The 14,626-nt window shown below is 73.3% G+C and carries 11 protein-coding genes; 9 read left to right on the top strand and 2 right to left on the bottom strand.

Features of this window, described 5'->3' with window-relative positions; all coding sequences use genetic code 11:
- Positions 1 to 42: 42 nt before the first annotated feature.
- The 4 genes from ACZ58V_RS12750 to ACZ58V_RS12735 all read left to right on the top strand — a co-directional run bounded on the left by ACZ58V_RS12750 (position 43) and on the right by ACZ58V_RS12735 (position 7,952).
- Positions 43 to 2,241 (top strand): bifunctional glycosyltransferase/CDP-glycerol:glycerophosphate glycerophosphotransferase, encoded by a 2,199-nt coding sequence (locus ACZ58V_RS12750; protein ID WP_471290003.1) that lies wholly within the window; start codon positions 43 to 45, stop codon positions 2,239 to 2,241.
- 8 nt (positions 2,242 to 2,249) lie between these two features.
- Positions 2,250 to 4,490 carry a bifunctional glycosyltransferase/CDP-glycerol:glycerophosphate glycerophosphotransferase gene (locus ACZ58V_RS12745; protein ID WP_471290001.1) on the top strand — a complete coding sequence of 747 codons (2,241 nt, stop codon included), beginning with the start codon at positions 2,250 to 2,252 and terminating at the stop codon, positions 4,488 to 4,490.
- Entirely contained in the window at positions 4,487 to 6,289 is a 1,803-nt protein-coding gene (locus tag ACZ58V_RS12740; protein WP_471290000.1) for an arabinofuranosyltransferase AftB family protein, read from the top strand. Before ACZ58V_RS12745 ends, ACZ58V_RS12740 begins: the two co-directional genes overlap by 4 nt.
- A gap of 103 nt (positions 6,290 to 6,392) precedes the next feature.
- Complete coding sequence (locus ACZ58V_RS12735) at positions 6,393 to 7,952, top strand: hypothetical protein (protein ID WP_471290679.1); 1,560 nt, start codon at positions 6,393 to 6,395, stop codon at positions 7,950 to 7,952.
- Between the two features lie 11 nt (positions 7,953 to 7,963).
- Here ACZ58V_RS12735 and ACZ58V_RS12730 read toward each other — a convergent pair whose 3' ends face one another.
- The gene (locus ACZ58V_RS12730) at positions 7,964 to 8,377 is read right to left on the bottom strand and encodes an organic hydroperoxide resistance protein (RefSeq protein ID WP_382580063.1); all 414 of its coding nucleotides are present in this window, start codon (positions 8,375 to 8,377) and stop codon (positions 7,964 to 7,966) included.
- 95 nt (positions 8,378 to 8,472) lie between these two features.
- Between ACZ58V_RS12730 and ACZ58V_RS12725 the strand changes: the two genes are divergently transcribed.
- The 3 genes from ACZ58V_RS12725 (at position 8,473) to galE (ending at position 11,746) form a co-directional block, all read left to right on the top strand.
- Positions 8,473 to 8,976, top strand: coding sequence for a MarR family winged helix-turn-helix transcriptional regulator (locus ACZ58V_RS12725; protein ID WP_471289998.1), 504 nt, complete (start codon positions 8,473 to 8,475; stop codon positions 8,974 to 8,976).
- Positions 8,977 to 9,088: 112 nt separating this feature from the next.
- The gene (locus ACZ58V_RS12720) at positions 9,089 to 10,705 is read left to right on the top strand and encodes a glycosyltransferase family 2 protein (protein ID WP_471289996.1); all 1,617 of its coding nucleotides are present in this window, start codon (positions 9,089 to 9,091) and stop codon (positions 10,703 to 10,705) included.
- 57 nt (positions 10,706 to 10,762) lie between these two features.
- Positions 10,763 to 11,746, top strand: a complete 984-nt coding sequence (gene galE, locus ACZ58V_RS12715; RefSeq protein WP_468190441.1) for a UDP-glucose 4-epimerase GalE — start codon at positions 10,763 to 10,765, stop codon at positions 11,744 to 11,746.
- A 237-nt stretch (positions 11,747 to 11,983) separates the two neighbouring features.
- On the opposite strand, the gene ACZ58V_RS12710 is transcribed toward galE, so the two are convergent.
- Positions 11,984 to 12,619 (bottom strand): TetR/AcrR family transcriptional regulator, encoded by a 636-nt coding sequence (locus ACZ58V_RS12710; protein ID WP_189724007.1) that lies wholly within the window; start codon positions 12,617 to 12,619, stop codon positions 11,984 to 11,986.
- Between the two features lie 196 nt (positions 12,620 to 12,815).
- On the opposite strand from ACZ58V_RS12710, the gene ACZ58V_RS12705 reads away from it, so the two are divergent.
- Both ACZ58V_RS12705 and ACZ58V_RS12700 read left to right on the top strand, forming a co-directional pair.
- Positions 12,816 to 13,736, top strand: coding sequence for an ABC transporter permease (locus ACZ58V_RS12705; RefSeq protein WP_468190444.1), 921 nt, complete (start codon positions 12,816 to 12,818; stop codon positions 13,734 to 13,736).
- Positions 13,729 to 14,553 carry an ABC transporter ATP-binding protein gene (locus ACZ58V_RS12700; RefSeq protein WP_468190446.1) on the top strand — a complete coding sequence of 275 codons (825 nt, stop codon included), beginning with the start codon at positions 13,729 to 13,731 and terminating at the stop codon, positions 14,551 to 14,553. The genes ACZ58V_RS12705 and ACZ58V_RS12700 overlap by 8 nt, the downstream gene beginning before the upstream one ends.
- Positions 14,554 to 14,626: the final 73 nt, after the last annotated feature.

Here is a 14,626-nt window from a genome sequence, read left to right as displayed (position 1 = left end):
GATCCCCGTAGACCCTCGAAGACCCTCGACAGAAAGAGCAGAATGCCCCGCTTCAGCATCGTCGTCCCGTCCCATGGGGTCGCGGGCCGGCTGTCCCTGGCGCTGGACTCGGTCCTCGCCCAGTCGTTCGGCGACTTCGAGCTGATCCCGGTGTGCGACGCACCCGACGCGCCGGCGGCCGATGTCGTCGCCGGGTACGCCGAGCGGGACTCCCGGGTGACGCCGGTGCACTCCCCGCCGTCGGCCGGTCTGGCCGGGGCGCGCAACACCGGGCTGCGGGCTGCGGTCGGCGGCCATGTGCTGTTCCTCGACGGCGACGACGTCCTGGTCCCGGGGGCACTGGCGGCGCTGGACGCCCGGCTGAGCACGGTGGGCGACGTCGACGTGCTGTACGTCGAGCACGAGCGCGCCCCCTGGTGGGAGGGCGAGCCGGCCAACCCGGCCGCGCCCCTCCTGGCCAGGGCGCCGGACGGGGTCTTCGCCCCCGACCGGGCCCCGGAGCTGACGGGCGTGACGCTCCCGGCGTGGAGCGCGGTCTACCGCCGGGCCTTCCTCACCGAGCGGGACATCACCTTCCCCGAGGGCCACTTCACCGACATCGGGTTCGGCGCTCTGGTCGCCCTGCGGGCGGAGCGGGTGGCGGCCCTGCGCACGGTCGTCGTCCGGCACCTGCTGCGCCGGCAGGGCAACCGGCTGAACCTTCCGGGCGAGCACCATGCCGAGCTGCTCGACCAGGCCGAGCTGGTGCTGACCCGGGCCGCGGAGCAGGGGCTGTCGGCGGACCGGCTGAAGCCGCTGTTCACGCAGCTCTTCGCCGCCGTACTGAAGACGGCCGCCCACCCCCGGCGGCTGCCGGCCGGGCGCCGCGCCTTCTTCCGCCGGGCGGGCGCGCTCTACCGGCGGCACCGCCCCACCGGCTACCGGGCGCCCGGCGGCAGTCTCGGCGTCCAGCACCGGCTCCTCGCGGCCGGTTCGTACGCGGCGTTCCGCATCCTGCGCGCCGCCAACCGGAGGGCGCTGCGGGCCGCCGCGCTGCTCCCGCGCCCCCGGGGGCTGCGCACCCGCCTGCGCTACGCGGCGAACCTGCGCCTCCCCTTGGACAGGAACCTCGCCGTGTACTGCGCGTACTGGGGCCGCGGCTACGCCTGCAACCCGGCCGCGATCCACGCCAAGGCCCGCCTACTCGCCCCGCACCTGCGCTCGGTGTTCCTGGTGGAGCCGGACGCGGTGGACGGCCTGCCGAAGGACGTGGAGTACGCGGTGATCGGCAGCCGGAAGTACTGGGAGGCGCTGGCCCGCGCCCGGTACCTGGTCAACAACGCCAACTTCGCGGACGCCGTGGTCAAACGCCCCGGCAGCACGCATCTCCAGACCCAGCACGGGACCCCGCTGAAGACCATGGGCGCCGACCAGGCGACGTATCCCGTGGTGGCCGCGGCGACGGGGAGCTTCGCCAGGCTGCTGGCCCGGATGGACCGCTGGGACTACAACCTCACCTCCAACCGGCACTCCACCGAAATGTGGGAGAAGGCGTTCCCCGGAGCGCACGAGACCCTCGAGTACGGCTATCCGCGCAACGACGTCTACTACACGGCGTCCGCCGAGGACGTCGCCCGCGTCCGCAAGGAACTCGGGGTCCCCGAGGACAAGAAGGCGATCCTCTACGCCCCCACGCACCGCGACTACGCCACCGGCTTCGCGTCCGGCCTGGACCTGGCCGAGTTCTGCGAGGCGATCGGCGACGACTACGTGGTGCTGCTGCGCGCCCACTACTTCTACGACCGGGGGCCCGGCCGGGGCGGCGACCGGATCATCGACGTCACGGGGCATCGGTCCTCCGAGGACGTGTGCCTGGCCGCCGACGCGCTGATCACCGACTACTCGTCGATCATGTTCGACTACGCCAACCTGGACCGCCCGATCGTCGTGTACGCCGACGACTGGGACGTCTACCGGGAGACCCGGGGCGTCTACTTCGACCTGATGGAGACCCCGCCCGGCCGGGTCGCCCGTACGCCCGAGGAGCTGGCGGCGGCCTTCGTCGACGGCGGCTACGCGGACGAGTCCGCGACGGCCCTGCGTGCCGCGTTCCGGGAGCGCTTCTGCCAGTTCGACGACGGGCGGGCCGCCGAGCGCGTCGTACGCCGGGTGCTGCTGGGAGAGCCGCCCGAGTCGATCCCGCCCGTGATCCCGCTCGCGGAGCGCGTCCCGGCCCCCGCCGCCACCCTCGTAAGGAGCTGACCGAAGAAGTGCCCCGCTTCAGCATCATCGTCCCCGTCTACAAGGTGCAGGGCTTCCTGCGCGAGTGTCTCGACTCGGTGCTCTCCCAGTCGTACGGCGACTTCGAGGTGATCGCCGTGGACGACCGCTCCCCCGACGGCAGCGGCGCGATCCTCGACGAGTACGCCGCCCGCGACGCCCGGGTGCGGGTGCTGCACCTGCCCGAGAACGTCGGCCTGGGCCGGGCCCGCAACGCCGGACGGGAGCGGGCGGCCGGCGACTACGTCCTGTTCCTCGACAGCGACGACCGCTACACGCCGGGTCTGCTGGCCGCCGTCGCCGCGCGTCTCGAGGCGACCGGCGACCCGGACATCCTGGTCTTCGACCACGTGCGCACCTACTGGTGGGGCCGGGGCGGGCGCAGTGAGGCGGCGGACCTGCTGGCCGCGGCGGGCACGGAGACGTTCTGCGTCCGGGAGAGCCCGCAGTACCTGAAGCTGTTCCTGGTCGCCTGGAACAAGGCCTACCGGCGCGCCTTCCTCCAGGAGCACGGCCTGGAGTACGCGCCGGGGCTCTACGAGGACGCGCCGGTCACCTACCGGTCGATGGTGCTGGCGGACCGCATCGCCTGTCTGGGCCGGATCGGGGTCGAGTACCGGCAGCGCAGGCAGGGCGCGATCACCAAGACCCCGGGGCGGCGGCACTTCGAGATCTTCGCGCAGTACGAGGGCCTGTTCGCGTTCCTGGAGCAGCGCCCCGACCTCGACTGGGCGCGTCCGCCGCTGCTGGAGCGGGCGCTGGACCACATGCTGTTCGTGCTGGCCCGTGAGGACCGGGTGCGGCCCGCGGACCGGGGCGACTTCTACCGCGAGATCCGCTCCTTCCACCGCCGTCACCTCCCCGAGGGCGGCTTCCCGGAGCCGGACGGCTGGCGCGGGGTCGAGATGCGGCTGCTCGCCTCGGCGCCCTACGCGTCGTACGCGGCGGTGCGGGGTCTGCGGGACCTGCGCGCGAGTGCCCTGGGCAGGAAGCGGCGGGTGGTGCGGAAGGCGTCGGGGACCGCTCTGCGCACCTGGTACGCGGCCCAGTCGAAGCGCCCGCTCGATCCGCAGCTCGCCGTCTACTCGGCGACCCATCACCGTGGCGTGTCCGGCGACCCGGCCGCGATCCACGCCAAGGCGCGCGAGATCGCCCCGCACATCCGGGGCGTGTGGGTGGTCCGGGAGGACGCGGTGGACGCGCTGCCGCCCGGCATCGACCATGTGACACCGGGCTCGCGGCGCTACCACGAGGTCATGGCGCGGGCCACGTACTGGGTGAACAACGTCAACTGGCCCGGCACCCTGGCCAAACGGCCCGGCAGCGTCCACATCCACACCCACCAGGGCACCCCGCTCAAGTACATGGGCGCCGACCTGCTGACCAAACCGGGCGCCCGGCACGGCTTCGACGTGCCGCAGATGCTGCGCCGGGCCGACCGCTGGGACTACAGCCTGGTCGCGGGTCTGCACGCGGAGCGGGCCTGGGAGCGGGCCTACCCGTGCCACTTCGCCTCGCTGCGGACCGGCAGTCCGCGCAACGACGTCCTGGTCGGCGCGGACGCTGAGCGGGGCGCGGAGGTGCGCGAGCGGCTCGGCATCCCCGCCGGTCACACGGTCGTGCTGTACGCGCCGACCCGGCGCGACTACCGCAAGGGCGGCCATGTCGACCGGTTCGACCCGGCCCGGTTCGCCGAGGACCTGGGCCCCGGCCACACCCTCGTCGTCCGGCTGCACCCCTCGCTGGCCGGGGGCGTGGCGCGCGGCCTGGGGCTGGCCGAGCTGCACCGGCGGGGCGTGCTCGTGGACGCGACCGACGAGCAGCACGTCGAGGACGTGCTGCTCGCCTCCGACGCGCTGGTCACCGACTACTCGGCCCTGATGTTCGACTACGCCCTCCTCGACCGGCCGATCGTGGTCCACGCCGACGACTGGGGCGCGTTCGCGGCCAGCCGGGGCGCCTACTTCGACATCACGGCCGACGCACCGGGGCATGTGTCGCGCTCCTACCGGGAGCTGGCCTGGCTGTTCGCGTCCGGCACCTGGCAGGACAGGGAGTCGGAGCGGCTGCGGGCGGGCTTCCGGGAGCGGTACTGCGAGTTCGAGGACGGGCAGGCGGCCGAGCGGGTCGTACGTCTGCTGATGCTGAGCGGACGGGGCGCTGCGCCGCTGCCCGCGGCCCGCCGGACCGCGGGTGCCGGTGCCAGGTCCGAGGCGCTGGTCGAGCGATGAGAACACCCGCGACCCCCGAGGCCGTCCCCTCCCTGCCCGGCCAGCGGGCCGCCTCGGCCCGGCCGCCGGCCGCCGAGCGGCCGCGGCCGGTGCACTGGTGGCACGCGGCGCTGGTCGCCGTGCCCACCGCGGTCCTGTTCGTGCTGGGCTACCGGCGGCGCTGGATCTGCGACGACGGGCTGATCTATCTGCGACCGGTCCGGCAGATCCTGGCGGGCAACGGGCCCGTGTTCAACGTGGGAGAGCGGGCGGAGAGTTCGACCGGCACCCTGTGGCAGTGGCTGCTCGCGCTCGCCGCCTGGGTCACCGGCGAGGATCCCGCGTTCCTCGCGGTGGGGCTCGGGCTGCTGCTGAGCGCCGCCGGGTTCGGGCTCGCCCTGTACGCCTCGTGCCGGCTGCACCGGGGCGCCCGGCTGCTGCTCCCGGCGGGTGTGTGCGTGCTGCTGGCCGTGCCGCCGTTCTGGTCGTACATGACCTCGGGCCTGGAGAGCGGCCTGGGCGCCTTCTGGACCGGCCTGTCGTGGTGGCTGCTGACGCGCACGCGGCGCGGGCAGGAGGCCCGGCCGATGTACACGGCCGCCTTCGTGTTCGGGCTGGGTCCGCTGGTGCGACCGGATCTCGCGGTGGTCACGGCGTGTTTCCTGGCGGCGCAGTGGTGGGTGCTGCGTCCCTCCCGGCGGGGCACCGCCGTCATGCTGGCCTCGGCGGGAGCGCTGCCGCTGGCGTACGAGGTCTTCCGGGCGGGGTACTACGGGATCCTGGTGCCGCTGCCCGCCATCGCCAAGGAGGCGGGCGCCAGCGACTGGAGCCGGGGCGCCGGATACGTACAGGAGACGCTCGGGCCCTACTGGCTGTGGCCCGTCGTCCCCGTGCTCGGCGCGCTGGCCGTCCTGCTGGTGCGGCGCACGCGCCGGGAACGGCGGTACCGCGCCCCCGGGCGGACCTCGCTCGCGGTGGTGCTGGCTCCACTGGTCGCGGGCCTGCTGCTGTCCGCGTACGTCATCCGCGTCGGCGGGGACTACATGCACGCGCGCATGATCCTGCCCGCCCTTCTGCTGCTGCTCCTGCCGGTGCTGGTCGTGCCGGCGAACCGATTCACCGGCGTGGCGAGCGCGCTGCTGCTGGTGTGGCTGTGCGCTGCGGTCAGCCCGCTGCGGACGCCGTTCGACGTGCGCGACACGCCGGGTTCCTTCAATGTGCGCAGCTCCGACGTGGAGGCCCTCGGCGACCACAACCCGGTGCGCACCGGCACCTGGGTGGCCAACTGGCCCGCCCTGCCGGAGGGGCGCGGCATGCTGGCGCAGGCCGTGCGCGCGCCGGGGCCGACGCTGCTGTACTTCGACGCCGGGCGGCGGCTGCACTCGACGCCGATGCGGCCGGGCTCCCGGTACCACGTGGTGATCGTGGGCCGTCATCTCGGCGTCACGGGAGCCGCGGCGCCGCTCGACGTCTACGTCAACGACGCCTGGGGGCTGGCCAGTCCCGTCGGCGCGCATCTCGCGCTGGAGCGGTGGAGCTGGCCCGGGCACGAGAAGTTCCTGCGCAACCACTGGGTCTTCGCGGAGTGGGCGGCTCAGCATCCGCCGGAGCGGGATCTGCTGCGTGCCGGGGCCTCGCTGGAGACGGTCGTGGCGGCCCGGGCCGCGCTGGACTGCGGCGAACTGGCCGAACTGAAGCAGTCGGTGCGCGCCCCGCTCACCGCCGAACGGTTCTGGCGGAACCTCACGGGGTCCGTCGAGCGGACGGGGTTCCGGTTCGCGCGCTGGCCCGCGACGGCGGAGAGGGCGCTCTGCGACTGACCCGATGAGGTGACCCGGGGTCAGAGCACGCGTGGGGCGGGAACATTCGGCGCATGCCCCAGACCCTTCCCCCAGTCCTGCGAGCAGTCCTGTGAGCAGTCCTGTGAGCGCCTCGGTCCTCGTCCGGCGGACCGTGCGCGGTGCGACGGCGCTGCGCGGCGGCCGCGTGGGGCGCCTCACCCCGTACCAGCTCTTCGGCGCCCTGTTCTGGCTGGTGATGACGCTGGCGTACTGGCGGGTCCCGCTGTGCTGCGACGCCGGACAGCACGCGGCGGTCGTGGAGCGGATCGGGGCCGATCTGCTCCATCCGGCCCACCCCATGACGGACCTGCCGGGCGAGGGCAGCCCGTACTACGGCCCGTACGCCGTCGCGCAGGGCGTTCTGGCGCGGCTGACGGGGCTGTCCGGCTGGGCAGTCGTGAAGCTCGCGGGGCCGGTGCATCTGCTGGTGCTGCTGACGGGACTCGGCCGTTTCGTCCGGACCCTCACCCCGCGTCCCTGGGCGCCGGTACTGGCCCTGCTGTTCATGACGCTGCTGTGGGGCACGGCGCGGATCCTGTGGAGCGGCCGGCTCGGGCTGATGCCGATGACGACGAACCTGGGCTATCCGTCCGCGCTCGCGATCGGGCTGACGCTCTGGGCATGGGCCTGGACGGCGACGCGGGCGCGTGCGGACGCCCCCGTGCGGTTCGTCGGTCCGAGCGGGCTCGGCGGCCGGCCGGGGTACGCGGGGCTCGGCGCCCTGTACGGGCTGATCCTGCTCACCCATTCCGTCACAGGCGCCTCGGCGCTCATCGGCGCGGTGGCGGTCGTGGCGTCCCGGCAGCGCGGGTGGCGCCGGCCGGTCGTGGCGCGCTGGGCGCTCGCCGTGGCCGTCTGCGGGGCGGTCGCGGTGTCGTGGCCGTACTACGACGTCCTGACGCTGGTGGGCGACTCCGGCATGGACGACGACCTGCACCGGCGGCTGTACGAGGAGATGCTCGCCGACTCCTGGCTGGCGCTGCTCGGCGTGCCCGCGCTGTGGGTGCGGGCACGGAGGTCGGTGAGGGACCCGCTGGTGCTGATGTTCCTGCTGGAGTGCTCGCTGGTGGGGTACGGCCGGGTGAGCGGGCACCACACGTATGCCATGGCCCTGTGGGCCGTCCTGGTGCCGCCGCAGTGCGCGCTGGCGGTGGAGCTGGCGGCGCCCCGGCCCTGGCGGCGGGCCCGGAAGATGCTGGGCGGGGCGGCGGCGGCCGGGGCGTGCGCCGGGTTCGTCACCGTGCACGCCGGGGCGGTCGTGCCGCGCTCGGTCGACCCGATGGGGTTCGCACAGCCCGTGCGCTGGCCGGCGTACGACTGGGCGGCACGGCACATCGGGCCGGGCGAGGTGGTGATCACCGACGGGTATCAGGCCGGCCACTCACTCGCCGGGTTCGGGCCGAACCTCGCCGCGCCCGTGCGGCCCGACCCGGCCCTGGACGAGCGGGAGCGGGAGCGCCGGGCGGCCGACGTCCAGGCCTACCTGGCCCCCGGTTCGACCCGCGCCGGGCGTGCCGCCGTCGTCCGCCGCTACCACGTGCGCTGGCTGCTGCTGACGCGCTGGCACCCGGTGCCCGAGGAGGCCGTGGTGGTGGCGTGGAGCGGGGAGACGGGGGAGGTGCTGGCGCGGGTCGGGGGGTGACGTGCCGGTGGTTACTCGATGACGAGGTCGACCTCGATGTTGCCGCGGGTGGCGTTGGAGTACGGGCAGACCTGGTGGGCCTGCTCGACCAGCTTGCGGCCGGTCGCCTCGTCCACGCTGTCGGGCAGCTCGACGCGGAGCGTGACGGCGAGACCGAAGCCCTCGCCCTGCTTGCCTATGGAGACCTCGGCGGTCACGGCGGCGTCGCTGACGTCGACCTTGGCGCCGCGGCCGACGAGGCCGAGGGCGCTGCCGAAGCAGGCGGCGTAACCGGCGGCGAAGAGCTGCTCCGGGTTGGTGCCCTGGCCGTTGCCGCCCAGCGCCTCCGGCATGCCCAGCGCGAGGTCCAGCGTGCCGTCGGAGCTGACGGTGCGGCCCTCGCGGCCGTGGGTGGCGGTGGCGACAGCGGTGTAGAGCGCGTCCATGGAAATCCTTCCCTCTCACGTCACGTTCCGGCGGCCCGCTTCCGGGCCGCCTGACACCCACGATTAGAGCACACAATTAAGTTGTGCGCAATTGAATGGCGGGGCCGAGCTACCCTGGAGCCATGAACACGCCGGACGACGACTGGCTCCGCCTGGACCAGCAGATCTGCTTCTCCCTGCACGCGGCCTCCCGCGCCTTCAACGGCGTCTACCGCGTGATCCTCAAGGACCTCGGGCTCACCTACCCGCAGTACCTGGTGATGCTGGTGCTCTGGGAGCAGGGCGAGCTGCCCGTGAAGAAGCTCGGGGAGCACCTGCGTCTCGACTCCGGCACCCTGTCGCCGCTGCTCAAGCGGCTGGAGGCGGCCGGTCTCGTGCGCCGGGAGCGCAGCGCGCGCGACGAACGGTCGGTGGAGGTGCGGCTGACCGAGGAGGGCACCGCGCTGCGGAAGCGGGCGCTCCAGGTGCCGCGCCGGATCGCCGGCGCGACCGGCTTCGACGCCACCGAGGTCCGCGCCCTGCGCGCCCGCCTCGACGAACTCACCTCCGCGCTGGACGCGGCCGCGCTCTCGGAGACGCCGGGAGACGGGCGGATGTAGCGAGGCCCCGCGGTCACAGCGGGGCCGGGCGGCCGGAGCGAAGTCGGGCGGTCGCAGCGGCGTCGGGCGTTTTATCGCTTTCACGCCATTCGCCCGACTTACGATCCTCGTAATGAATGCCGCTGTGGATGCCGACAGGCCTCGCCCCCAGGTCGCCGTCGTGGTCATCGGCTACGACGACGCCGCCCATGTGACGGACGCCGTGCGCTCGGCGCTCGCGCAGGGCCCGGCCGTGCGCGAGGTCGTGGCCGTCGACGACTGCTCGGCGGACGGCAGCGCCGCCCTCCTCGACCGGCTCGCCGCGTCGGAACCCCGCCTGAGGGTGATCCGCCGCCGGGTCAACAGCGGCGGCTGCGGCACCCCGCGCAACACCGGGCTCGACGCGGTGACGTCGCCGTACGTGATGTTCCTGGACAGCGACGACGTCCTGCCGCCCGGCGCGGTCGACGCCCTGCTCGGGGCCGCGACGGGCGCGCACGCGGAGGTCGCGGGCGGTCTGTGCGTACGCCGGGAGCTGCCGTCGGGGCGTGAAGTGCCCTGGCAGGCGCGCCTCTACGCGCTCCACGCCGTGGTACCGCGTCCCGCGCTGCGACCGCACCTGGTCCAGGACCCGCTCTGCGTCAACAAGCTCTACCGCACCGATTTCCTGCGCGAGCACGGCATTCGCTTCCCCGAGGGCCGCTTCCCGTACGAGGACATCGTCTTCAGCGCGCGCGTGCTGGCCGCGGACCCACGTATCGCCCTGATCCCGGACCTGGTGTACGTCTGGCACGTGCGCTGGTCCGCAGAGCGACTGTCGATCTCCCTGGACCGAGCCGGCGTCGGCAACTGGCGGGCCCGGACGGAGGCCTGCCGGCAGGCGTACGAGACCCTGCTGGGCGCCGGGCAGAAGGCACTCGCGCGGGCCGCGCGCGCCCGGTTCCTCGACCACGAGCTGCGGATCTACGTGCGCGAGCTGGGGTTGCGTGACGCCGCCTACCGGCGCGCGTGGTGGGAACTGACGCGGGCGCATCTCGCCGAGTACGACGCCGACGACTGGGCGCTCGACCCGGCCGCTCCGGGCCGGCTGGCCGGGCGGGTCGTCCTGGCCTCCCCGGAGCCGCGCGACCTGCCCCGGCTCGGGGAACTGGCGGCCCGTCCGGCCCGGCTGCGTCCACCGTACGCCCGTGCCGCGGACGGCACGCCCGTCTGGTCGGACGACCTCCCGCAGGTCTCCCTGGAGCCCCTGCTGACCCGGCCGGTGCGCGCGCTGCCCCTCGCCGTGGACGCGGAGCTGCGGCCCCGCGCGCGGGGCGCCCGGCTGCGGCTGCGCCTGCACGAGCTGTACGGCCGGGTGGCACGGGCGGGCCCGGAGGCGGTGGATGTGGAGTGGCGGCACCGGGACGACGGGGACGTCAGGGTCCGCGCCACGACCCGGTTCGCGGAAGCCGCGGGCGGCTGGATGGCGGAGGCGGACGTCGATCTGCCCGCGCTGGCCGCGCTCGGTACGGGCACCTGGGACCTGCGCCTTCGGGTCCGCTTCCGTGACGGCGCGAGCCGCGAGGTCACGGCGCACGCGCTCGCGGGCGCCGGTCTACTGCGCCGCTGTGCCGTCCCGAGCGCCCGGCACGGTGTGGTGCTCGTGCAGCCGTACGCCACCCACTCCGGCGCGCTGGCGCTGCGGGTGGCGCCCGGCGTACGCGGTGTGCTGTCCGTCGTACGCGCGAGACTGCGCCGCCTGCTTCACTGAGAAGCCCCCTGCTTCACTGAGAACACGACGGCAAAACTGACGAGGGGACGGTCGCACATGACCTGGTTGATCACCGGCGGCGCCGGTTACATCGGCGCGCACGTCGTACGGGCGATGACCGCGGCGGGGGAACAGGCGGTGGTCTACGACGACCTGTCCACCGGTATCGCCGGGCGCGTGCCCGAGGGGGTGCCGCTGGTGGTGGGCTCGACGCTGGACGGCGAGCGGCTCGCGCGTACCCTCGCGGACCACTCGGTCACCGGCGTCCTCCATCTCGCGGCGAAGAAGCAGGTGGGAGAGTCGGTCGAGCAGCCGCTGCGCTACTACCGGGAGAACGTCGAGGGCCTGCGGATCCTGCTGGACGCGGTGACGGCGGCGAAGGTGCCGTCCTTGGTGTTCTCCTCCTCGGCGGCGGTGTACGGCATGCCGTACACCGCCGACCTGGTCACGGAGGAGACGCCGTGCGTGCCGATGTCGCCCTACGGCGAGACGAAGCTGGCCGGTGAGTGGCTGGTCCGCGCCACGGGCCGGGCGACCGGTCTGTCGACCGCTTGCCTGCGCTACTTCAACGTGGCGGGCGCGGCGAGCCCGGAACTCGCGGACGTCGGGGTCTACAACCTCGTGCCCATGGTCTTCGAGAAGCTCACGGAGGACGCGCCGCCGCGCATCTTCGGCGACGACTACGCGACCCCGGACGGCACCTGCGTACGCGACTACATCCACGTCGTCGACCTGGCCGAGGCCCATGTCGCGGCGGCCCGGGCGCTGCGCTCCTCCCCCGGCCGCGACCTCACGCTCAACATCGGCCGGGGCGAGGGCGTCTCCGTCCGCGAGATGATCGACCGCATCAACGCGATCACCGGCTACGACCGGCCGCCCACGATCTCCCCCCGCCGCCCCGGCGACCCGGCCCGCGTCGTCGCCTCGGCCGACCGCTCCGCCACGGAGCTGGGCTGGAAGGCCAGGCACGACGTCCAGGACATGATCACATCGGCGTGGGAGGGCTGGGTACGGCAGCACCCGGAGGCGAGGCGGGGCTGAACCGGCCTCGGCTCGTCGCCGTGGCCGGGTCGGCCGCGCTCACCGCTCGGGGTTCACGAGGCCCCCGGGGCGCCCGCCCCCACGCCCCGGGACCCGAGCACCCGAGCGCACCCCCCGCCCGTCAGCGCTACCGGGCTGTCGGCCGACACCGGCGCCGGTCAAGCCCGGCATGCGGCGCCCCTGCCCACACCCCCGGCAGATCCCCGACAGCACGACGTCCCGGACCTGGCCCCAGCCCTACAACGCCCGCAACGCCCCCGCCGTGGCCCGGGCCAGTGACCCCAGGTACCCCTGCGGCAGCTTCGGGCTGCGGATGACCACCGAGCGCCAGTACAGCGGGCCCGAGATCAGGTCGAGGGCCAGGTCGCGGTCGAGGCCCTCGCGGAGTTCGCCGCGGCGTTCCGCCGCCGTGACGATGCCGGTCGCGACGCCGTCCTGGCCCTCGCGCAGGGCCTTCTGGAGGGCCTCGGCGATCTCGGCGTTGCGGGCCGCCTCGGCCTGGAGGTCGGGGATGATCTGCGAGGCGACGGGGTGGCGCAGGGCGCGGGACGTCACCTCGTACAGCAGCCGCAGGTCGCCCTCCAGGGAGCCGGTGTCGGGCGCGGGCAGGCCCTGCACGGCGAGCGCCGAGACGATGTCGAGCACGAGGTGCAGCTTCGAGCGCCAGCGGCGGTACACCGCCGTCTTCCCGACGCCCGCCCGGCGCGCGATCCCCTCGATGGACATCCGCGCGTAGCCGACGGCCGCGAGCTCCTCGAACACGGCCGCCCGGATCGCGTCCGTCACGTCCTCCCGCAGTACGGCCGCCCCCGCGGGCGCGCGGCGGCGCGGACGCGGCTGCGGCGGCTCGTCGGCGTTCGCGTTCGTCGTCATGCCGACAGCATAGGGGCGTCACGACGAAACGGTTGCGTTCCGACGCTCGAAAGGCCTACGCTCACGTTGCGACGATACGGTCCCGTCCCGACGTAAGAATTCGTGAAGAGTCTGGTAAAAACCCCACTTTCCCGCTCCTCACGACCCCGGGTCCCACACCCCTCCCCCGAACCTCCCCCGAACGAAAGCAGCGGATGTGAGCCAGGTCCTCGACACACCGCCCCAGCCACCGGCCCCGGCCCCCGCCGACGACGACCTCGCGGCCCTCGCCGCCCGCCACGGCCTCGCGGTCAGCGGCGCCCGGCCCTCCCTGCCCGCGTACGTCCGACAGCTGTGGGCCCGCCGCCACTTCATCACCGCGTTCGCCACCGCCAAGCTCACCGCCCAGTACAGCCAGGCGAAGCTGGGCCAGGTCTGGCAGGTGATGACCCCGCTGCTGAACGCGGCGGTCTACTACTTCATCTTCGGCGTCCTGCTCGGCACCAAGCACGGTGTGCCGGACTACATCCCGTTCCTGGTCACGGGCGTGTTCATCTGGACGTTCACGCAGAGCTCGATCATGGCGGGCACCCGCGCCATCTCCGGCAACCTCGGCCTCGTCCGCGCCCTGCACTTCCCGCGCGCCGCCCTGCCCCTGTCGTTCTGCCTCCAGCAGCTCCAGCAGCTGCTGTTCTCGATGGGAGCCCTGGTCGTCATCCTGCTCTGCTTCGGGGTGCCGGTCGGCGTGTCCTGGCTGCTGGCGCTGCCGGCGCTGTTCCTGCAGTTCACGTTCAACGCGGGCGTCTCCATGGTCATGGCCCGGATGGGCGCCAAGACCCCGGACATCGCCCAGCTGATGCCGTTCGTGCTGCGCACATGGATGTATGTCTCGGGTGTCATGTGGAGCATCGACAAGCTGGCCGACAAGGACAGCCTGCCGCGCGCCGTGACGATCCTGCTGGAGACCAACCCGGCCGCGATCTACATCGACCTGATGCGCTTCGCCCTGATCGACAGCTTCCACGCGAGCCAGCTCCCGGCCCACGTGTGGGCGCTCGCCGTCGGATGGGCGCTGATCGCCGGCGTCGGCGGCTTCATCTACTTCTGGAAGGCTGAGGAGACGTACGGCCGTGGCTGAGCACCTGAGCGAGAAGATCCCCACCGTCGTCGCCGACGGCGTCGACATCGTCTACCGCGTCAACGGCACCGGCGCCGGACGCGGCTCCGCGACCGCCGCCCTCAACCGCATCGTGCGCCGCGAGAAGACCGAGAAGGCGGCGGGCGTACGCCGGGTGCACGCCGTGCGGAACGTGTCCTTCGTCGCGTACAAGGGCGAGGCGATCGGCCTGATCGGCACCAACGGCTCCGGCAAGTCGACCCTGCTGAAGGCCGTCGCCGGACTCCTCCCCGTGGAGAACGGCCGTATCTACACCCACGGCCAGCCCTCCCTGCTCGGCGTCAACGCGGCCCTGATGAACGACCTGACCGGCGAGCGCAACGTGCACCTCGGCGGCCTGGCCATGGGCATGTCCCGCGAGCAGATCAGGGAGCGCTACGAGGAGATCGTCGACTTCTCCGGCATCAACGAGAAGGGCGACTTCATCACGCTGCCGATGCGCACGTACTCCTCCGGCATGGCCGCGCGGCTGCGGTTCTCCATCGCCGCCGCCAAGGACCACGACGTCCTGCTGATCGACGAGGCGCTGGCCACCGGCGACCGCTCCTTCCAGAAGCGCTCCGAGCAGCGCATCCGCGAGCTGCGCAAGCACGCGGGCACGGTGTTCCTGGTCAGCCACAACAACAAGTCGATCCGCGACACCTGCGACCGGGTGCTGTGGCTGGAGCGCGGCGAGCTGCTCATGGACGGGCCGACGGAGGACGTCCTCAAGGAGTACGAGGCGTTCACCGGGGACAAGTCCGCGAAGCCCAAGCCGAAGGTTCCTGTTCGCTCGTGAGGCGTACTCCGGTCGGCCGTTTTGTCTTATTGATGACACGATGACCGCATACGGTGTACCGGCGTGAAGGAGC

Source organism: Streptomyces sp. NPDC040589 (assembly GCF_055594445.1).
This window is presented reverse-complemented; position numbering and strand designations above follow the sequence as displayed.